15 protein-coding genes and 1 tRNA gene are annotated in these 19,058 nt (G+C 70.8%); 10 read left to right on the plus strand and 6 right to left on the minus strand.

Translation table 11 applies throughout. The features are described 5' to 3' along the window. The first annotated feature begins 27 nt into the window (after positions 1 to 27). The 5 genes from ACIOKD_RS33990 to ACIOKD_RS34010 all read left to right on the plus strand — a co-directional run bounded on the left by ACIOKD_RS33990 (position 28) and on the right by ACIOKD_RS34010 (position 7,201). Complete coding sequence (locus tag ACIOKD_RS33990; RefSeq protein WP_402091690.1) at positions 28 to 921, plus strand: FAD binding domain-containing protein; 894 nt, start codon at positions 28 to 30, stop codon at positions 919 to 921. Beyond that, on the plus strand, positions 918 to 2,546 hold the full coding sequence (locus ACIOKD_RS33995; RefSeq protein WP_402091691.1) for a 2Fe-2S iron-sulfur cluster-binding protein: 1,629 nt from the start codon (positions 918 to 920) through the stop codon (positions 2,544 to 2,546). The genes ACIOKD_RS33990 and ACIOKD_RS33995 overlap by 4 nt, the downstream gene beginning before the upstream one ends. Then, positions 2,543 to 4,852 (plus strand): xanthine dehydrogenase family protein molybdopterin-binding subunit, encoded by a 2,310-nt coding sequence (locus ACIOKD_RS34000; protein WP_402091692.1) that lies wholly within the window; start codon positions 2,543 to 2,545, stop codon positions 4,850 to 4,852. The genes ACIOKD_RS33995 and ACIOKD_RS34000 overlap by 4 nt, the downstream gene beginning before the upstream one ends. A gap of 526 nt (positions 4,853 to 5,378) precedes the next feature. Then, complete coding sequence (locus ACIOKD_RS34005; RefSeq protein ID WP_402091693.1) at positions 5,379 to 6,602, plus strand: SUKH-4 family immunity protein; 1,224 nt, start codon at positions 5,379 to 5,381, stop codon at positions 6,600 to 6,602. A gap of 107 nt (positions 6,603 to 6,709) precedes the next feature. Further along, positions 6,710 to 7,201, plus strand: coding sequence for a DUF5949 family protein (locus ACIOKD_RS34010; RefSeq protein ID WP_402091695.1), 492 nt, complete (start codon positions 6,710 to 6,712; stop codon positions 7,199 to 7,201). A 138-nt stretch (positions 7,202 to 7,339) separates the two neighbouring features. Here the strand turns inward: ACIOKD_RS34010 and ACIOKD_RS34015 are convergent. After that, positions 7,340 to 7,411, minus strand: a tRNA-Cys gene (locus tag ACIOKD_RS34015). 206 nt (positions 7,412 to 7,617) lie between these two features. On the opposite strand from ACIOKD_RS34015, the gene ACIOKD_RS34020 reads away from it, so the two are divergent. The 4 genes from ACIOKD_RS34020 to ACIOKD_RS34035 all read left to right on the plus strand — a co-directional run bounded on the left by ACIOKD_RS34020 (position 7,618) and on the right by ACIOKD_RS34035 (position 13,214). After that, the gene (locus ACIOKD_RS34020) at positions 7,618 to 9,069 is read left to right on the plus strand and encodes an MFS transporter (protein WP_402091697.1); all 1,452 of its coding nucleotides are present in this window, start codon (positions 7,618 to 7,620) and stop codon (positions 9,067 to 9,069) included. Between the two features lie 150 nt (positions 9,070 to 9,219). Continuing rightward, positions 9,220 to 11,028, plus strand: coding sequence for a DEAD/DEAH box helicase (locus tag ACIOKD_RS34025; protein WP_402091698.1), 1,809 nt, complete (start codon positions 9,220 to 9,222; stop codon positions 11,026 to 11,028). 451 nt (positions 11,029 to 11,479) lie between these two features. Next, positions 11,480 to 12,124 (plus strand): IclR family transcriptional regulator, encoded by a 645-nt coding sequence (locus tag ACIOKD_RS34030; protein ID WP_402091700.1) that lies wholly within the window; start codon positions 11,480 to 11,482, stop codon positions 12,122 to 12,124. A 352-nt stretch (positions 12,125 to 12,476) separates the two neighbouring features. Next, the gene (locus tag ACIOKD_RS34035) at positions 12,477 to 13,214 is read left to right on the plus strand and encodes a S16 family serine protease (RefSeq protein ID WP_402091701.1); all 738 of its coding nucleotides are present in this window, start codon (positions 12,477 to 12,479) and stop codon (positions 13,212 to 13,214) included. 52 nt (positions 13,215 to 13,266) lie between these two features. Here ACIOKD_RS34035 and ACIOKD_RS34040 read toward each other — a convergent pair whose 3' ends face one another. The 5 genes from ACIOKD_RS34040 to ACIOKD_RS34060 all read right to left on the minus strand — a co-directional run bounded on the left by ACIOKD_RS34040 (position 13,267) and on the right by ACIOKD_RS34060 (position 17,673). After that, complete coding sequence (locus ACIOKD_RS34040) at positions 13,267 to 14,235, minus strand: glycine betaine ABC transporter substrate-binding protein (protein WP_402091703.1); 969 nt, start codon at positions 14,233 to 14,235, stop codon at positions 13,267 to 13,269. Beyond that, on the minus strand, positions 14,232 to 14,993 hold the full coding sequence (locus tag ACIOKD_RS34045; protein WP_402091762.1) for an ABC transporter permease: 762 nt from the start codon (positions 14,991 to 14,993) through the stop codon (positions 14,232 to 14,234). The genes ACIOKD_RS34040 and ACIOKD_RS34045 overlap by 4 nt, the downstream gene beginning before the upstream one ends. Positions 14,994 to 15,151: 158 nt before the next feature. Then, a complete protein-coding gene (locus ACIOKD_RS34050) occupies positions 15,152 to 16,492 on the minus strand; it encodes a betaine/proline/choline family ABC transporter ATP-binding protein (protein WP_402091763.1) in 1,341 nt (446 codons plus the stop codon). Positions 16,493 to 16,517: 25 nt separating this feature from the next. Continuing rightward, complete coding sequence (locus tag ACIOKD_RS34055; RefSeq protein WP_402091705.1) at positions 16,518 to 17,165, minus strand: ABC transporter permease; 648 nt, start codon at positions 17,163 to 17,165, stop codon at positions 16,518 to 16,520. A gap of 31 nt (positions 17,166 to 17,196) precedes the next feature. Beyond that, positions 17,197 to 17,673 (minus strand): Lrp/AsnC family transcriptional regulator, encoded by a 477-nt coding sequence (locus ACIOKD_RS34060; protein ID WP_402091765.1) that lies wholly within the window; start codon positions 17,671 to 17,673, stop codon positions 17,197 to 17,199. A gap of 122 nt (positions 17,674 to 17,795) precedes the next feature. Between ACIOKD_RS34060 and hppD the strand changes: the two genes are divergently transcribed. Next, positions 17,796 to 18,941, plus strand: coding sequence for a 4-hydroxyphenylpyruvate dioxygenase (gene hppD, locus ACIOKD_RS34065; protein ID WP_402091707.1), 1,146 nt, complete (start codon positions 17,796 to 17,798; stop codon positions 18,939 to 18,941). The last annotated feature ends 117 nt before the right edge of the window (positions 18,942 to 19,058 follow it).

The raw sequence follows: 19,058 nt of genomic DNA on the forward strand, positions 1-19,058 counted from the left end.
GTGGGGCAGCGGGAAGGGGCAGCCGGTTTGACCACGCACGCACCGCAGGCGGCGCACGCCGTGACGCTGCCCGCCTCACTGGACGAGGCCGTGGCGGCGCTCGCAGCCATGCCCGCGGCCGTTCCCGTGGCCGGGGGCACCGACCTCATGGCCGCCGTCAACTCGGGGCAGCTGAGGCCCGCCGCACTCGTCGGCCTCGGCCGGATCAGCGAGATCCGCGGCTGGCAGTACCAGGACGGCCACGCGCTCCTCGGCGCCGGCCTCACCCACGCCCGTATGGGGCGCCCCGACTTCGCCGCCCTCATCCCGGCCCTCGCGGCCGCCGCGAGGGCCGCCGGACCTCCGCAGATCCGCAACGCGGGCACCCTGGGCGGCAACATCGCCTCGGCGTCGCCCACCGGGGACGCGCTCCCGGTGCTGGCCGCGCTGGAAGCGACCCTCATCATCGCCTGCCCGGGCGGCGCCCGCCGTGAGATCCCCGTGTCGCACCTGCTCGCGGGCATGGAGATGCTCCGCGGCGGCGAACTCATCGGGTACGTGCGCGTGCCGCTGCTGCACGCGCCGCAGGTCTTCCTGAAGGCGACCGGACGCACCGGCCCCGGGCGCGCCATCGCCTCCGTGTCGCTCGTCCTCGACCCCGCCAGGCGCGGGGTGCGGTGCGCCGTGGGTGCCATAGCGCCGATGCCGCTGAGGCCCCTGGACGCCGAGCAGTGGGTCGCCTCACTGATCGACTGGGACAACAACCGCGCGATCGTGCCCGAGGCGCTGGCCGCCTTCGGCGAGTACGTCGCCGCGGCCTGCATCCCCGATCCGGCCCCCGAGGAGGACGGTTCCGTCCAGGCACTGCCGCCCGCCGTACTGCACCTGCGGCGTACCGTCGCCGCGCTGGCCCGACGAGCACTGGGGAGGGCACTGTCGTGACCGACGACCAGCACGGAGATCAGCACGGTGAGGGCGCGCCCCGCGCGGGCAGCCGCTGGGACCCGCTGCCCCAGGGCGACTACGACGACGGCGCCACCGCCTTCGTCAAGCTCCCCGAAGGGGGCATCGACGCCCTCCTCGCGGACTCGCCGCTCGCCGCGCCCGGCCACGGCTACGTACCGCCGCCGATAACGGTCGCGCCCGGTACGGGTGCGGAGAACGACCCGGCATCCACCGGCTCCTGGGGCGCACCGCCCGAGGCGGCCGGCCCCGGGCAGCATCAGGACGTACGGTGGCCCGACCCGAACGCCCTCCCCGAAGAGCACCGGCAGGCCCCCCAGGACCAGTTCGCGTACAACCCCGGGGCCACCGGCCAGTGGGACTTCGACCAGCCCGCACCGGGCGACCAGGGCCCGCCCGGACACGACGGGACGGGCCACGACCTCTCGGGTCAGGACGTCACCGGACAGTGGTCCATCCCGGTCGCCGACGGTGATCTGCCGGACGAGTCGGGTGAGTTCACCACGTCCTCGCTGGTCGAGCAGTGGGGCGGCAGTCCGCCCGCCACGCTGCCGGGCGGGGCGGCGGCGCCCTGGGCCAACGAGCCGTGGGCCCAGCAGCCGGCCGAGCAGCCGCCCGCCGACGGGAGCGGGTCCCACGCCCCCGCCGAGCACGGCGCCGCCGAGATCATCGACGTCTCCGGAGCGCACGCCGACGAGATCGCCGTCTCCGTGGAGCGCGACACGGGCCGCGACGGCGACCACGAGGAACCGGCCGGGGCCGTGTCCCGCCACGACCACCAGGAATTCGCGGACGACCCCGCGGGCGAGCGGGAAACGGCCTCCACGGAGGAGCCAGGCGAAGAGATCGCGGACGCCGTCCCCGCCGCGTCCTTCGCGGACACCGGTGCCGCCGTCGACGAGTCCGGGTCCGGGTCCGGGTCCGACGACTCCCAGGGCATCGCCCCGCACAACGACCACCCCCTGGCCTCGTACGTCCTGCGGGTGAACGGCGTCGAGCGGCCCGTGACGGACGCCTGGATCGGCGAATCGCTGCTGTACGTACTGCGCGAGCGCCTCGGCCTCGCGGGCGCCAAGGACGGCTGCTCGCAGGGCGAGTGCGGCGCCTGCAACGTCCAGGTGGACGGCCGGCTCGTCGCGTCCTGCCTGGTGCCCGGCGTGACCGCCGCGGGGAGCGAGGTGCGCACCGTCGAGGGCCTCGCCGCCGACGGGCAGCCCTCGGACGTCCAGCGGGCCCTCGCCAAGTGCGGTGCCGTGCAGTGCGGCTTCTGCATCCCGGGCATGGCGATGACCGTGCACGACCTCCTTGAGGGCAACCCGGCGCCGACCGACCTGGAGACCCGCCAGGCCCTGTGCGGCAACCTGTGCCGCTGCTCCGGCTACCGGGGCGTCCTGGACGCCGTACGCGACGTCGTGGCCGAGCGCGAGGCCCACGCGTCCGCCGAGCACTCCGGAGACGGCGACGAGGCCCGTATCCCGCACCAGGCGGGCCCCGGCGCCGGAGGCGTCAACCCGTCCGCGTTCGAGCCCCATCAGTCCAACCACTCCAACCACTCCAACCAGTCCCACGAGCAGCCGTACGGCCAGGACGGAGGCCAGGCGTGAGCAACGACACCGCCACCGCGACCACCGCGCAGCCCGGCACCGCGCCGGAACCGCCGCCGCACGGTCTCGGCGTGTCCCTGCCGTCCGCGGAGGCCCGCGCCAAGACGGAGGGCACCTTCCCGTACGCGGCGGACCTGTGGGCCGAGGGCCTCCTGTGGGCGGCCGTCCTGAGATCACCGCACCCGCACGCGCGCATCCTGTCCGTCGACACCACCCACGCGCGCGAGATGCCCGGCGTACGGGCCGTCATCACCCACGAGGACGTGCCAGGCACCGCGCTGCTCGGCCGCGGCAAACCCGACCGGCCGGTGTTCGCCTCCGACGTCGTACGCCACCACGGAGAGGCCATCGCGGCCGTCGCCGCCGACCACCCCGACACCGCGCGCATGGCCGCCGCGGCCGTCATCGTCGAGTACGAGATCCTCGACCCGGTGACCGACCCGGAGCAGGCCTTCGAAGCCGAACCCCTGCACCCCGACGGCAACCTCATCCGTCACATCCCGCTGCGCCACGGCGACCCGGACGCGGCCGGCGACATCGTCGTCGAGGGCCTCTACCGCATCGGCCGCCAGGACCCGGCCCCGATCGGCGCGGAGGCCGGCCTCGCCGTGCCCCGCCCCGACGGCGGGGTCGAGCTCTACGTGGCCTCGACCGACCCGCACACCGACCGCGACACGGCCGCCGCCTGCTACGGGCTGGAACCGGAGCGCGTGAAGGTCGTCGTCACCGGCGTGCCCGGCGCCACCGCCGACCGCGAGGACCAGGGCTTCCAGCTCCCCCTCGGGCTGCTCGCCCTCAAGACCGGATGCCCGGTCAAACTGACCGCGACACGCGAAGAATCCTTCCTCGGACACGTCCACCGGCACCCCACGCTGCTGCGCTACCGCCACCACGCGGACGCCGAAGGCAGGCTGATCAAGGTCGAGGCGCAGATCCTCCTCGACGCGGGCGCGTACGCGGACACCTCGTCGGAGGCCCTCGCCGCCGCCGTCTCCTTCGCCTGCGGCCCGTACGTCGTCCCGAACGCCTTCATCGAGGGCTGGGCCGTACGCACCAACAACCCGCCCTCAGGACACGTACGCGGCGAGGGCGCCATGCAGGTCTGCGCCGCCTACGAGGCCCAGATGGACAAGCTGGCGAAGAAGCTCGGCCTCGACCCGGCCGACCTGCGCCTGCGCAACGTACTGGCCACCGGGGACGTCCTGCCGACCGGCCAGACGGTCACCTGCCCGGCCCCCGTGGCCGAACTGCTGCAGGCCGTCCAGGACTACCCGCTGCCCGCCCTCCCCAAGGACACCCCCGAGGACGAGTGGCTGCTCCCCGGCGGCCCCGAGGGCGCCGGTGAACCCGGCGCCGTACGGCGGGGCGTCGGCTACGCCCTGGGTATGGTCCACATGCTCGGCGCCGAGGGTACGGACGAGGTCTCGACGGCCACCGTGAAGGTCCACGACGGCATCGCCACCGTGCTCTGCGCGGCCGTGGAGACCGGCCAGGGCTTCACCACGCTGGCCCGGCAGATCGTCCAGGAGACGCTCGGCATCGAAGAGGTCCACGTGGCCTCCGTGGACACCGACCAGCCCCCGGCGGGCCCCAGCGCCCGTGGCCGCCACACCTGGGTGTCCGGCGGCGCCGTCGAACGGGCCGCCAAGATGGTCCGTACGCAGCTGCTGCAGCCCCTGGCGCACAAGTTCGGTATGTCCACCGAGCTGCTCCAGATCGCCGATGGCAAGATCACCTCGTACGACGGTGTGCTGTCGACGACCGTCGCCGAGGCGATGGACGGCAAGGAGCTGTGGGCGACCGCGCAGTGCCGCCCGCACCCCACCGAGCCGCTGGACGGCGCGGGCCAGGGCGACGCCTTCGTGGGCCTCGCCTTCTGCGCGATCCGCGCGGTGGTGGACGTGGACATCGAGCTGGGCTCGGTGCGCGTGGTCGAACTGGCGCTCGCCCAGGACGTGGGCCGCATCCTGAACCCCGCGCAGCTCACCGCCCGTATCGAGGCCGGTGTCACCCAGGGCATCGGCGCCGCCCTCACGGAGAACCTGCGCACCGCGCGCGGGCTCGTCCGCCACCCCGACCTCACCGGGTACTCGCTGCCGACCGCCCTCGACGCCCCCGACATCCGCATCGTCAAGCTCGTCGAGGAGCGTGACGTGGTCGCGCCCTTCGGAGCGAAGGCCGTCAGCGCCGTACCGGTCGTCACGTCCCCCGCGGCCGTCGCGTCCGCGGTACGGGCGGCCACGGGACGCCCGGTGAACCGGCTGCCGATAAGGCCCCAGGCGGCCGTGGTGACGGCGACGCAGTGACGCGGCACGACTCCTTCCGGACATAGGCCGGCCCGGGTCGGCCTATGCCGATGCCGGCCGGCGTGATCCTGATCACCGGCGTCATGGCTGCCGGAAAGTCCACGTAGCCCCGCACGTGCGCGACCGAGAGACCGCCACGGGCCGCGCGCGTACGGGGTGACGTGTTCCGGCGAATGATCGTCACCGGCCGCACGGAGTACGAGCCCGACGCCGGCCCGCGGAGCGAGGCGGAGGCCCAACTCCGGCTGCGGTACCGGGCGAAGAAGAGGCCGTCGAAAAGTCACGAGAATCCGCTGGTCAGGGCGTTCGCGGGGCATTTCCGGGGCGTTGTCAGTGGTGCCCGGTAGTGTTCTGGTCAGTGGGGGAGGACCGCTGGGCGGCGGGCCGTTTTCCGGGTGTTTCGAGGCGCGTCCGGATGCCTTGGTGTGCGTGGCGGCATGCCTGCGTGCGTGTCATGCGTGTATGGCTGTGTGCCGCCCGGCCCGGTCCTGCCGGGGGACTGTGAACAACGATCCACGGGGGAACGATGAGCACGACGGACACCGGCACTGGCATCCGCGTCGCAGTCGGAGTCGAAGTTGGAGTTGGAGTTGGAGTTGGCGCCGAGAGGATCACTCTGCACGAGGACGCACTGGGCCCGTACGTCACGCACGCACCGACACGGCGATGGCTGACGGGGCCCGGACTGCCGGGCGACAGCGGCCTGTTGACCTTCGAGACCCTGCGCGAGGACGGACTGCGGACGGTGGGGGACTCGACGGGAGACCCGGCCGCTCTCCCGCCCGGACTGCGCGACCAGTTGGTGATCGGCGCGCTGCGGGACCCCGCCGGCACGGGCGCGGAGTCGGTCCTGCTCGACGGAGCGACGGGCGAGGTGTCCACCACGTTCTTCCTCCACGACCGTCCCGACCTGATGGACCGCGTCCCGCTCGCGCCCTCGCTCCGGACGCTGACGGACTTCGTGACGGCGACGGACGAGATGTCCGCACGGAGTGGCCAGTTCGCGTTCTACGAGGGCCGGTTCGGCCCGAAAGCCGTCAGCGCGATGTCGCGGCAGTTGCTGGCGCTCTTCGAGGAGGGCGTCGACGGCGAGGTCCCGCCTTTCTGGAGGATGGCGGCGCTGATCCGCCCGATGGCCCTCGTCGCGGGCTCGCCGACCGACTCCGCGCTGACCCTCGACCTCCCCGCGCGCCTGCTGGACCAGGAGTTCGGGCACGGCCGGGTGGTGCGCTTCGAGGACGTCGACTTCCCCGCGGCGCTGGCGCACGAGCCGACGCGGCACTTCCTGCGCGACACGGGCCTGCCCGAGGACGGCTTCCTGTTCCAGCTGGACACGGACGTGCCGCTGCCGACGCTCGCCGAGTACTACGAGGACCAGCGCCCGGACGTGTTCACGCCCGACCAACTCCCGCGAGACGCGGACCACCTGATACGCCTTGGCCACCTGGTCGAGGACAACAGCCTGGTCGTCGACGGCGAGACGGGCGCGATCCTCGACTGGCGTGAGCCCGACGCCACGCTGTACGCCCTGAACGCGGATGTCTCGACCCTGGCCTTCACCCTGTGGCTGCTGCACCGCGAGCGCACGATCGACGAGTCCCTGTCCCACGAACTGACGGAGGAGGCCTACGACCAACTCGCCACGACGATGACGCAGACCCTGTCGACGGTCGACCCGACGGGCGGGACAGAGGGCAACCGGCACTACTGGACGCAGATGTTCGAGGACGAGGCGGGCGGGGTGCTGTGACCTCGAAGGGTTTCCTCATCCTTCGTTCGGGTGGAGCTGCCGAGGGGTATCGCCCGGTCGGGTGAACGTGCGCCGGTGGTGCCGCGTGGCGTCGCTACGGTTCCCCGATGACCTCGAACTCAACAGAAGCGCGCCCGGTGCGCTCCGCCGCACTGGGCACGCTCGTGGCCATGTCCTGGAGCCGTGCGACGCCCCAGGGCAGCGTCCCCTACATCCTCGCCTGCTCCCTCGGGGACGGCGAGCAGGGTCCGGAGGGCTCGTCGGCGTCCGTCGCGCAGTTGCTGCACAACTCCGGGCTCTCCACGGAGGAGGGTCTCGTCGACGCCTCCACCCGCCCGTCCCTGCCGATCAGCCTGCTCGTCGTGGACGGGTCGATCGTCCTCACCATGCCGCAGATCAACGCCCAGATCGTCCCCTCGGCGCAGTGGCTCAGCGCCGTCGCGGAGCGCGGCTGCGCGTGCCTCATCCTCACCACGCGCCCGTGGCCCGGCGGCGACCTCGACGACAACGAGACCCTGGCCGCCTTCGCCAACGACGAGGAGACCCTCAAGGCAGCGGCCGTCGTAGCCCTCCCGGCCCGCAAACTGCGCGACCGCTGACGCGGCACGCTCACCCGACCGGTGTACTCCGGCCGGCGTTGGAGCCGGCGTTCGGGCAGGCCGACTGAGACGGACGAACGAAGGGGCGGCATCCCTCAGGAGATGCCGCCTTTTCGTTCCGCCTGGTCAGGCCAGTTGAGGCCGTGGCGGGAATTGAACCCACGTGCCTCGCTTTGCAGGCGAGTCCCTAAGCCACTCGGGCACACGGCCAAGCTTGAGTCCGTTTGTCCCGGACTCGTTGTATCGACCGTACGGCCCGGGGGCGGAGGTGACCAAGGGGTTCGTGGGGGCTGCAACGGGACTGCCATGCCGCGTTCACAAAGGGAGGGGCGGGCGGGGTCGTACGGCCAAGGTCTCAGGTCAGGGCCGTCTTTCGACAGGGGTCAATGTCATTCTTGCCCCTTACCCTGGCGAGCATGACCTCCCTGGAACCGGGCGACACCGGCGTCGCCGCCACCCCGAGCGCACCGATCGAAACCGTCGCCCCGGACAGCGTCCTCGGCCGTTCCCACCGGGCGCTGAGCATCGGGATCGTGTCCGTCGTGCTGCTGATCGCCTTCGAGGCGACGGCCGTCGGGACGGCCATGCCGGTGGCGGCCCGGGAGCTCGACGGGATCTCGTTGTACGCGTTCGCGTTCTCCGGGTACTTCACGACGAGCCTGTTCGGCATGGTGCTGGCCGGGCAGTGGTCCGACCGGTCCGGCCCGCTGGGGTCGCTCACCGCGGGGATAACGGCCTTCGCGGCGGGGCTGCTGCTGTCCGGGACGGCCGGGGCCATGTGGCTGTTCATCCTCGGCCGGGCCGTACAGGGCCTGGGCGGCGGACTGGTGATCGTCGCGCTGTACGTGGTCGTGGGACGGGCCTACCCGGCGCGGCTGCGCCCGTCGATCATGGCGGCGTTCGCGGCGAGCTGGGTGGTTCCGTCCATAGTCGGCCCCCTCGCCTCCGGCGCGGTGACCGAGCACCTCGGCTGGCGCTGGGTCTTCGTCGGCGTACCGGTGCTGGTCCTCCTGCCGCTGGCCCTCGCGCTGCCGCAGATACGCAGGCGGGCGTCCGGGCCGGAGGAGGGGACCCTTCCCGCGCCCTTCGACCGGCGGCGCATCCGGCTGGCCCTCGCCATCTCCGCGGGCGCCGGCCTCCTGCAGTACGCCGCCCAGGACCTGCGGTGGCTGTCCCTGGCCCCAGGTGTGGCGGGGGCCGCGCTGCTCGTCCCCGCCGTGCTCGGGCTGCTGCCGCGAGGCACCTACCTGGCGGCGCGCGGGCTGCCGTCCGTGGTGCTGCTTCGTGGGGTGGCGGCGGGCTCCTTCATCGCGGCGGAGTCCTTCGTGCCGCTGATGCTGGTCACCGAGCGCGGGCTGTCGCCGACGCTGGCCGGGTTCTCGCTGGCGGCCGGCGGCGGCACCTGGGCGCTGGGGTCCTTCGTGCAGGCGAGGGCGCGCGTGGAGCCGTACCGGGAGCGGCTGATGATGCTGGGCATGGTGCTGACCGCGGCCTCCATAGCCGCCGCGCCGACCGTGCTGATCGACGGGGTGCCGGTGTGGACGGTGGCGGTGGCCTGGGCGTTCGGCTGCTTCGGCATGGGCCTGGTGATCTCCTCCAGCAGCGTCCTCCTGCTCCAGCTCTCCGCGCCCGGCCAGGCCGGCAACAACTCCGCCGCCCTGCAGATGTCCGACGGCCTCGCCAACGTCGTGCTCCTCGCCGCGGGCGGCGCGGCCTTCGCGGCGCTCGGTGGCGGCACGGTCACCCACACGGCCACCCAGGCCTCCGGCGGGCATCCGGCCGCGTTCGTGGCGGTCTTCCTGCCGATGGCGGGGGTGGCGTTGGCGGGGGCGTGGGTGACCACACGGCTGCGGGCCGATACCAAGTGATACACAAGAACTCTGTGACCTGAGTCCCATCCAAGAGTGATCCCGCGTCGTCCGCGCGTTGACGTTCATGGGGCGCCGGTAGGGTGGCCCGGTTGTCATACGCAGCCGTCGTCATACGTAACCGAGCCGCTCGACCACCCCACGGAGACCGTGACTACCACCGCCGCCACTGCCGCCAGCGCCGCGTCCTCGCACCACCTGTCGCCCGCGTTTCCCGGGCGGGCCCCCTGGGGCACCGCCAACAAGCTGCGTGCCTGGCAGCAAGGGGCGATGGAGCGGTACCTCCAGGAGCAGCCGCGTGACTTCCTCGCCGTCGCCACGCCCGGCGCCGGCAAGACGACCTTCGCGCTGACGCTCGCGTCATGGCTGCTGCACCACCATGTCGTGCAGCAGGTGACCGTGGTCGCGCCGACCGAGCATCTGAAGAAGCAGTGGGCGGAGGCGGCCGCGCGGATAGGGATCAAGCTGGATCCCGAGTACAGCGCGGGCCCGCTCAGCAAGGAGTACCAGGGCGTCGCCGTGACCTACGCCGGTGTCGGCGTGCGGCCCATGCTGCACCGCAACCGCTGTGAGCAGCGCAAGACCCTCGTCATCCTCGACGAGATCCACCACGCCGGTGACTCCAAGTCCTGGGGCGAGGCGTGCCTGGAGGCCTTCGAGCCCGCCACCCGCCGGCTCGCCCTCACCGGTACGCCGTTCCGCTCCGACACGAACCCCATCCCCTTCGTCGCGTACGAGGAGGGCAACGACGGAATCCGCCGCTCCTCCGCCGACTACACCTACGGCTACGGGAACGCGCTGGCCGACCACGTCGTTCGGCCCGTCATCTTCCTCTCCTACAGCGGCAACATGCGCTGGCGTACGAAGGCGGGGGACGAGATCGCCGCCCGGCTCGGCGAGCCGATGACCAAGGACGCCGTCAGCCAGGCCTGGCGCACCGCCCTCGACCCGCGCGGCGAGTGGATGCCCAGCGTGCTGCGCGCCGCCGACCAGCGGCTGACCGAGGTACGCAAGGGCATCCCGGACGCCGGCGCCCTCGTCATCGCCTCCGACCAGGACTCCGCCCGCGCCTACGCCAAGCTCATCCGTGAGATCACCGGCAACAAGGCCACCCTCGTCCTGTCCGACGACACCGGCGCGTCCAACCGGATCGACGACTTCGCGGCGAGTGACGACCGCTGGATGGTCGCCGTCCGGATGGTGTCCGAGGGCGTCGACGTACCGCGCCTCGCCGTGGGCGTGTACGCGACCACCATCTCCACCCCTCTCTTCTTCGCCCAGGCCGTCGGCCGCTTCGTACGGTCCCGGCGGCGCGGCGAGACCGCCTCCGTCTTCCTGCCGACCGTCCCCGACCTCCTCACCTTCGCCAACGAGATGGAGGTCGAGCGCGACCACGCCCTCGACAAGCCCAAGAAGGAGAGCGAGGAGGACCCGTACGCCGAATCCGAGAAGGAGATGGAGGAGGCGAACAAGGAGCAGGACGAGGACACCGGCGAGCAGGAACAGTTCTCCTTCGAGGCGCTGGAGTCCGAGGCCGTCTTCGACCGGGTCCTCTACGACGGCGCCGAGTTCGGCATGCAGGCCCATCCGGGAAGCGCGGAGGAGCAGGACTACCTCGGAATTCCGGGGCTGCTGGAGCCCGACCAGGTGCAGCTCCTGCTGCAGAAGCGGCAGGCCCGGCAGATCGCGCACAGCCGCAAGAAGCCGGACGACGAGGCCGACCTTCTCGAACTGCCCGCCGAGCGCCGCCCCGTGGTCTCCCACAAGGAGATGCTGGAGCTGCGGAAGAAGCTCAACACGATGGTCGGCGCGTACGTCCACCAGAGCGGTAAGCCCCACGGCGTGATCCACACCGAGCTGCGACGCGTCTGCGGCGGCCCGCCGAGCGCGGAGGCGACCGCCGGGCAGTTGCGCCAGCGGATCGAGAAGGTGCAGGAGTGGGCGACCCGTATGCGCTGACCGACGCGACCTGACGCGCGTCAGGGCATGCGCGCGTCCGCATGCCGCGACCCACGCGCCGGTACGCCGACACGAGCGCCGGTGCCTTGCCGGCACCGGCGCTCGCGTGCGTGTGCGCTCCGTGCAGGGGTGGTGTACGCCGGGTGGCCCGAGCTGCTCAGACACGGCTCAGACACGGCCAAAAGTGGATCAAACCGCGGGTAACCAGGAACGGTCCGTACCTGCGCATGACCGGATTCTGGACGGAGCCTTCCGCTGAGCGAACCAGCTCGCTACTGTCCCCGCTATGCACACGCCCCGTGGCAGCGCCGCCGCGGAGCGCAGCCGGTGCCCGCCCCGGAGTACCCGGGACGCAGCCGACCGGCGGCCTCTGACGCGCGTCGCCGATGGGACCGGTGACGCGTCCGCCACGTAGGGGGTCGCCGACTCTCACCACTAAGGAGTGGGCGTCGTGACCGCGGAAACCTCCCAGACGCTCGACCGGGGACTGCGTGTCCTCAAGCTGCTCGCCGACACCGACCACGGTCTGACCGTCACCGAGCTGTCCAACAAACTCGGAGTCAACCGGACCGTTGTGTACCGGTTGCTCGCCACGCTTGAACAGCACGCCCTCGTACGCCGTGACCTGGGCGGCCGTGCCCGGGTCGGGCTAGGTGTGCTGCGACTCGGCCGGCAGGTGCACCCGCTGGTCCGCGAGGCCGCGCTGCCCGCGCTGCGGTCGCTGGCCGAGGACATCGGGGCGACCGCCCATCTCACGCTGGTCGACGGCACGGAGGCGCTCGCGGTCGCCGTGGTCGAGCCGACGTGGACCGACTACCACGTGGCCTACCGCGCGGGGTTCCGGCATCCGCTGGAGCGGGGAGCCGCCGGAAAGGCGATCCTCGCGGCGCGGGCCGGGGGCGTGGACGGTGAGCTCGGCTGCACCCTTACGCATGGCGAGCTGGAGGCCGGTGCGAGTGGGGCCGCGGCGGCGCTGATCGGTGTGACGGGGGTGGAGGGGAGTGTGGGGGTGGTGATGCTTGCGGATGCTGTGCCTGAGCGGGTGGGGCCGCGGGTTGTCGATGCGGCGCGGGAGGTGGCTGATGCCTTGCGGTGAGCCTGGGGTGTGTGTTGTCTGCGGGGCTCGCCGTGGCTGGCCGCGCCGTTCCCCGCGCCCCTAAAAGATTGCGCCGTTCCCCGCGCCCCCAAAGGACTGCGCCGTTCCCCGCGCCCCTGGAGGGCGAAGGACTGCGCCGTTCCCCGCGCCCCTGGAGGGCGAAGGACTGCGCCGTTCCCCGCGCCCCTGGAGGGCGAAGGACTGCGCCGTTCTCCGTGCCCCGCTGCACGCCGCCGGAAAGAGTGATATCGCTCTCCGTTAGATTGAGCCCGTGCCTTTTCGACTCTCTGGTTTTCCTCGGCTCTCCGGCCTTTCCCGGCCCCGAGCCGTCGCCGTGTGTGCCCTGCCCGTCGTGGGGCTGTTCGCTGTGGCGGTGTTCGCGCCGTTGCCGTTCTCGTTGGCGCAGCCCGGTATGACGGCGGATGTCCTCGGCGAGAACAAGGGCGACCCGGTGATCACGATCTCCGGCGCGAAGGCCCGTGAGACGCGCGGGCAGCTGCGGATGACGACCATCGAGGCGACGGGGCCGGACGCGGACGTCAGCCTGGGCGACGTGCTCGACGGCTGGTTCCGTACGGACCGTGCGGTGATGCCGCGCGACTCGGTCTACCCGAGCGGCGACAGCGTCAAGGAGATCGAGAAGTACAACGCCGAGGAGATGAAGAAGTCCCAGGACACCGCCACCGAGGCGGCTCTGGACCAGCTCGGCGAGCAGTCGGACGACATCGAGGTCACCCTCAAGCTCGCCGACGTGGGCGGCCCGAGCGCCGGGCTCCTCTTCTCCCTCGGCATCGTCGACAAGCTGGACGGTGACGGCAGCGGCGGCGACCTCACGGGCGGCCGGGTCATCGCGGGTACGGGAACGATCGACGCCGACGGGAAGGTCGGCGCGGTCGGGGGAGTGGCCCTCAAGACGCAGGCCGCCCACCGCGACGGCGCCACGGTCTTCCTGGTCCCGAAGGCGGAGTGCGCGGACGCCGAGTCGGAGCTGCCGAAGGGGCTGCGCCTCATCCCCGTGACGACCCTCAAGGGTGCCGTCGACTCCCTGGTGGCACTGGAGAAGGGCCAGGGCTCGGTCCCCTCCTGCTGACCCCTCCTGCCAGGCCCCGCCCGCCGACGCCCGTGAGCAGCACGGCCGCCGCTCACTTCTCCCTGACGAACCCCTCCGCCTTCATCCAGTCCAGCGCCACCGCGTGCGGATCCTCCCCGTCGACGTCCACCTTGGCGTTCAGCTCCCGCGCCACGTCGTTGTCGAGCCGCCGCGTGATCGGGGCAAGGACGTCGGCGATCGCCGGGTACTTCTTCAGGGCCTTCGTGTTGATCTGTGGAGCCACGTTGTAGTTGGGGAAGAACTTCTTGTCGTCCGCCATCACGGCGAGGTTCATGGACTTGATGCGCCCGTCGGTGGTGAAGACCTCCCCGTAGGCGCAACTGCCCTTCTTCACCTGGGTGTAGATGATCCCGGTGTCCATCTGCGTGATGTTCCCGCTCGGCAGTCGCATGCCGTAGGCCTTCTCCATGCCCGGCATCCCGTCCGCCCGGTTGGCGAACTCGCTCTCCAGGCAGACCGTGACGGCCTTGGGGTCCTTCTTGGAGAGGGCGGCCACGTCGGAGAGCGTCTTCGTGCCGTACTTCTTGAAGTTGGCCTGGTTCATGGCGAGCGCGTACGTGTTGTTCAGCTCTGAGGGGGCCAGCCAGGTCAGCCCGTTCTTCAGATCGGCCTCGCGCACGGCCTCCCACTGCTTCCGCGGATCCGCAATGGGATCGCTGTTGCCCAGGTAGGTGATCCAGGCGGTGCCCGTGTACTCGTAACCGGCGTCCGCGTCCCCGTTCTTGACCGCTTCCCGGGAGCCGATGGAACCCTGGATGCCGGTGCGGTCGAGGACCTCGGCGCCGGCCGCCTGGAAGGCGATACCCATGATCGCGCCGAGGATGAGCTGCTCGGTGAACTCCTTGGACGTCACGGTGAGATCGGCGCCCTTGAGCGGCTGCCCCTTCCCGACCGATCCCGGCCGCACATCGTCGACCATGGGCGAACCGCTGGTAAGACCGCACCCGGAGACCACCGCCAGCAGGGCCAGCGCCGCCACCGGACCCGTAACCCGCCTCATGTGCCCGCCTCCAGCCCGCGCGGACTGAGCAGGAGCTCGGCCAGTGATGCCAGCCAGTCGACCAGCAGTGCCAGCGCGACGGTCAGGATCGAGCCGAGGACGAGCACCGGCATCCGCTGATTGGTGATCCCGGTCGTGATCAGTACGCCCAGTCCACCGCCTCCGCCGAACGTGGCGAGCGTGGCCGTGCCCACGTTCAGGACGAGCGCGGTTCGCACACCGGCCAGGATCAGCGGTACGGCCAGCGGGAGTTCGACCCGGCTCAGCACGCCCAGCGGGGACATGCCGATGCCCCGGGCGGCCTCCAGGAGCGTCGGGTCGTTCGCCTTCAGCCCGGCGATCGTGTTCGACAGGACGGGCAGGACGGCGTACGCGATGATGCCGATCAGCGCGGCCCTGCGCCCGATTCCCAGCCAGATCACCAGCAGGGCGAGCAGCCCGATCGCGGGCGTCGCCTGCCCCATGTTGGCGAAGGCCATGACCACCGGGGTCGCCTTGCGGATGGCGCCGCGCGTCAGCAGGATGCCCAGCGGAATCGCGATGATCAGTACGAAGAAGGTGGAGATCACGGTCAGCTCGATGTGCTGGCGCAGGGCTTTCCACACCTGCCCGTTGCTGAGCGCGTTCTCGGAGAGCGGGTCGAGATCCGCCTGCCGGAACCAGAGCCAGGTGCAGAGCAGCCCGACGACGAGCACGGTCGGCAGGAGGGTCAGTTTCTGCCAACTGATTCCGAACGGCGCGGACTTGGCGGCCACCACGGCTAGATCCTCGTCGAAGGCGGCTTCCCGCCCGATCGGACCGGCATTCACGGAACCGGGGCGAAGGCCCCCGTGCCCCGTACGGGCGTCCTGGGGGTCCTGGGGGTCCTGGGGGTCCTGGGATTCCGCGCCGGCATCGCGGTCGGTCTCGGGAGTCCTCACGCCTCCCCCTCCCCGCCGCGACCCACACCCTCCTGCTCGTGACGGGACTGCTCGTGACGGGACTGCTCGTGACGGGACTGCTCGTGAGGGGTCGACTCATGACGGGTCGACTCATGACGGGGCTGGTCGGTGCGGGCCTCGTCCAGCTCGTGCTGGTGCTCCATCGCGTCGAGCCGGTCGGCCTCCAGCATCTCCTGCACGGAGTTCATCAGCGTCTCCATGTCCACCACGCCGGTGTACTCGCCGCGCCGCCCGGTCACCACGACCCGCCCCGCGTTGTCCGTGAGCACGGCCTCCAGCGCGTCCCGCAGCGTCGCGTCCCGGGTCACGGTGTCGTTCACCGGCGTGCCGGCCCTGGCCAGCGAGCCCCGCGCCCGCATGAGGTCTCCGCGCCGCAGCCACTTGTAGGGCCGCCCCCGCCGGTCGAGCAGCAGGATCTCGTTCGTACCGCTCGCCCGGATCCTGTCGAAGATCTCCTGCAGCGGATCGTCGACGGTCACCGTCGGATAGTCGGTGATCTCCACATCCCGTACGCGTGTCAGGTTCAGCCGCTTCAGGGCGGCCCCCGCGCCCACGAACCCGGACACGAAGTCGTCGGCGGGATTGGTGAGGATCGCCTCCGGGGTGTCGAACTGCGCGATGTGCGACTGCTCCCGCAGCACCGCGATCCGGTCACCGAGCTTGATGGCCTCGTCGAAGTCGTGCGTGACGAAGACGATCGTCTTGTGCAGCTCGTGCTGCAGCCGAATCAACTCGTCCTGCAAATGATCACGAGTAATGGGATCGACGGCACCGAACGGCTCGTCCATCAACAGCACGGGCGGGTCGGCGGCCAACGCCCGAGCCACGCCCACCCGCTGCTGCTGACCACCGGACAACTGCCGTGGATACCGCCCGTGGAACTCACCGGGATCGAGCCCCACCAGATCCAGCATCTCCTCGATCCGCTCGGCGACCCGCGCCTTCGACCAGCCCACCATCTTCGGCACGAGCCCGATGTTCTGGGCGACCGTCATGTGCGGGAAGAGCCCCGAGGACTGGATGGCGTACCCGATCTTCCGCCGCAGCTTCACGGGATCCATGTGGGTGACGTCCTCGCCACCGATGCGAATCCGTCCGCCGGTGGGCTCGATCAGCCGGTTGATCATCTTCAGCGTGGTGGACTTCCCGCACCCGGAGGGCCCGACCAGGACCACCAGCTCACCGGCGTTGATCTCCATGTTGACGCTGTCGACAGCGGGCTCGGAACTCCCCGGGTACCGCTTGCTCAGATTCTCCAGCCGAATGGTGGCCCCGGTGGCCTCGCGTCCACCCCCACCCTCCCGCGCCCCTTCCACAGTCCCCGCTGCTGTCTGTGCTGTCTCAGACACGAATCCCCCTGGGAATGGTCAGCCGCCCGATGAGGACGTACACGGCATCGAACAGCAGCGCCAGGACGATGATCCCGAGCGTGCCCGCGAGGACTTGGTTGAGCGCGTTCTTGCTGCCCAGGGAGGCGATACCGCGGAAGATCTCATTGCCGAGCCCGGGCCCGGAGGCGTACGCGGCGATGGCGGCGATGCCCATCAGCATCTGCGTGGAGACCCGGATCCCGGTCAGGATCGGCGGCCAGGCCAGCGGCAGCTCGACGCGTACGAGCCGGGCGAGCCGCGACATCCCGATACCGGTCGCCGCGTCCACCAGCGACGGATCGACCCCGCGCAGCCCGACGATCGAGTTGCGCACGATGGGCAGCAACCCGTACAGGGTCAGAGCGATGACCGTGGGCGGCACACCCAGCCCCACAACCGGGATCAGCAGACCGATCATGGCGAGCGAGGGAATGGTCAGCAAAGTGGCCGTAGCGATCGTGGCGAGGTTCCCGGCCCAGTCGCTGCGATAGGTGACCACCCCGAGCATCACCCCGACCGCAGTGGCGACGACCATGCACTGGAAAACGGCGCTGGCGTGCTGAAAAGCGTCGGCGAGGAGCTGCTGATGACGACTGCCGAGGTACTCCCAGAAGTTCACCGCTATCACCTCGCTCGGTAGTCCCGGTCGTTCAGCCGTCGTCGTCCCGCGCCGCCTGCTCCACCAGCGGGATGATCCGCAGCGGGACGGGGTTCTCCATGACGATCGCCGTGGAGGCCCGGACAATGCCATCGAAACCGACAACCCGGTCGATCACACGTTGAAGATCGGCGTTGGACCGGGCCACGAGCCGGCACAGCATGTCCCCGCCGCCCGTGGTCGTGTGCAGCTCCAGCACCTCGGGCACGGTCGTCAAGTGCGCCCGCACGTCGGCGCCTTGCCCCTGCCGGATCTCCAGCGTCGCGAAAGCGGTGACGGGATATCCGAGGGCCGAGGGATCCACCTGCGGCCCGAACCCCCGGATGACGCCATTCGACTGAAGCCGGTCCAGCCGCGCCTGCGCGGTCCCGCGCGCGACACCGAGCCGACGGGACATCTCCAGAACCCCGATCCGAGGCTCCTCGGCAAGCAGCACCAGAAGCCGCCCGTCCACCTGATCGATCCCCACAAACACCTCCACAGTGGTCACCCTGTACAAGACGTAAGAGTCAACCACCCTCTCCCTATACACATTGTCCAGCCAAATCGCAAACTGTTGCGCACCTTGCCGAAGGGAGAGAGCCTGCGTCCATGACTCAGACCACGCACCACACCCCTCACACCGCGCGGCAGGCAGACCCCTTCCCGGTCAAGGGAATGGACGCGGTCGTCTTCGCCGTGGGCAACGCCAAACAGGCGGCGCACTACTACTCCACGGCCTTCGGCATGAAGCTCGTCGCCTACTCCGGACCGGAGAACGGCAGCCGGGAGACCGCCGGCTACGTCCTGGAGAACGGCTCCGCCCGTTTCGTGTTCACCTCGGTCATCAAACCCGCCACCCCCTGGGGCCACTTCCTCGCCGAGCACGTGGCCGAACACGGCGACGGCGTGATCGACCTCGCCATCGAGGTCCCGGACGCACGCGCCGCGTTCGCCTACGCCGTGGAACACGGAGCGACGCCCCTCACCGAGCCGTACGACGTGAAGGACGAGCACGGCACGGTGGTCCTCGCCGCGATCGCCACGTACGGCAGGACCCGCCACACCCTGGTCGAGCGCACGGGCTACGACGGCCCGTACCTCCCCGGCTACACAGCCGCCGCCCCGATCGTCGAGCCCCCCGCCCAGCGCACCTTCCAGGCCATCGACCACTGCGTGGGCAACGTGGAACTCGGCCGGATGAACGAATGGGTCGGCTTCTACAACAAGGTCATGGGCTTCACGAACATGAAGGAGTTCGTGGGGGACGACATCGCCACCGAGTACAGCGCCCTGATGTCCAAGGTCGTGGCCGACGGCACGCTCAAGGTCAAGTTCCCGATCAACGAGCCCGCCATCGCCAAGAAGAAGTCCCAGATCGACGAGTACCTGGAGTTCTACGGCGGCGCGGGCGTCCAGCACATCGCCCTGAACACGAACGACATCGTCAACACGGTCCGCACGATGCGCGCCGCGGGAGTCCAGTTCCTCGACACCCCGGACTCGTACTACGACACCCTCGGCGAGTGGGCGGGCGAGACCCGCGTCCCCGTCGAGACCCTGCGCGAGCTGAAGATCCTGGTCGACCGCGACGAGGACGGCTACCTGCTCCAGATCTTCACCAAGCCGGTCCAGGACCGTCCGACCGTCTTCTTCGAGATGATCGAACGCCACGGCTCCATGGGCTTCGGCAAGGGCAACTTCAAGGCCCTCTTCGAGGCGATCGAACGCGAACAGGAACGCCGCGGCAACCTCTAACCCCCGGCACGGCCCGCACCCGGCACACAACGGGAGCGGGCCGTGCCGGTACGTCGCGGTCCGCCGCATAGGGCTCCTGCAAGTAACGGCCGCCCTCCTCCTTGGAGCAGTACACCC

Source organism: Streptomyces sp. NPDC087844 (genome assembly GCF_044742785.1).
GTDB lineage: Bacteria > Actinomycetota > Actinomycetes > Streptomycetales > Streptomycetaceae > Streptomyces.

Excerpts from the sequence above, each read along its gene's own strand:
- ACIOKD_RS34040 (WP_402091703.1), bottom strand. The coding sequence starts at position 14,235 with ATGAGGCGGGTTACGGGTCCGGTGGCGGCGCTGGCCCTGCTGGCGGTG.
- ACIOKD_RS34010 (WP_402091695.1), top strand. The coding sequence starts at position 6,710 with ATGACCTCGAACTCAACAGAAGCGCGCCCGGTGCGCTCCGCCGCACTG.
- hppD (WP_402091707.1), top strand. The coding sequence starts at position 17,796 with ATGACTCAGACCACGCACCACACCCCTCACACCGCGCGGCAGGCAGAC.
- ACIOKD_RS34005 (WP_402091693.1), top strand. The coding sequence starts at position 5,379 with ATGAGCACGACGGACACCGGCACTGGCATCCGCGTCGCAGTCGGAGTC.
- ACIOKD_RS34020 (WP_402091697.1), top strand. The coding sequence starts at position 7,618 with ATGACCTCCCTGGAACCGGGCGACACCGGCGTCGCCGCCACCCCGAGC.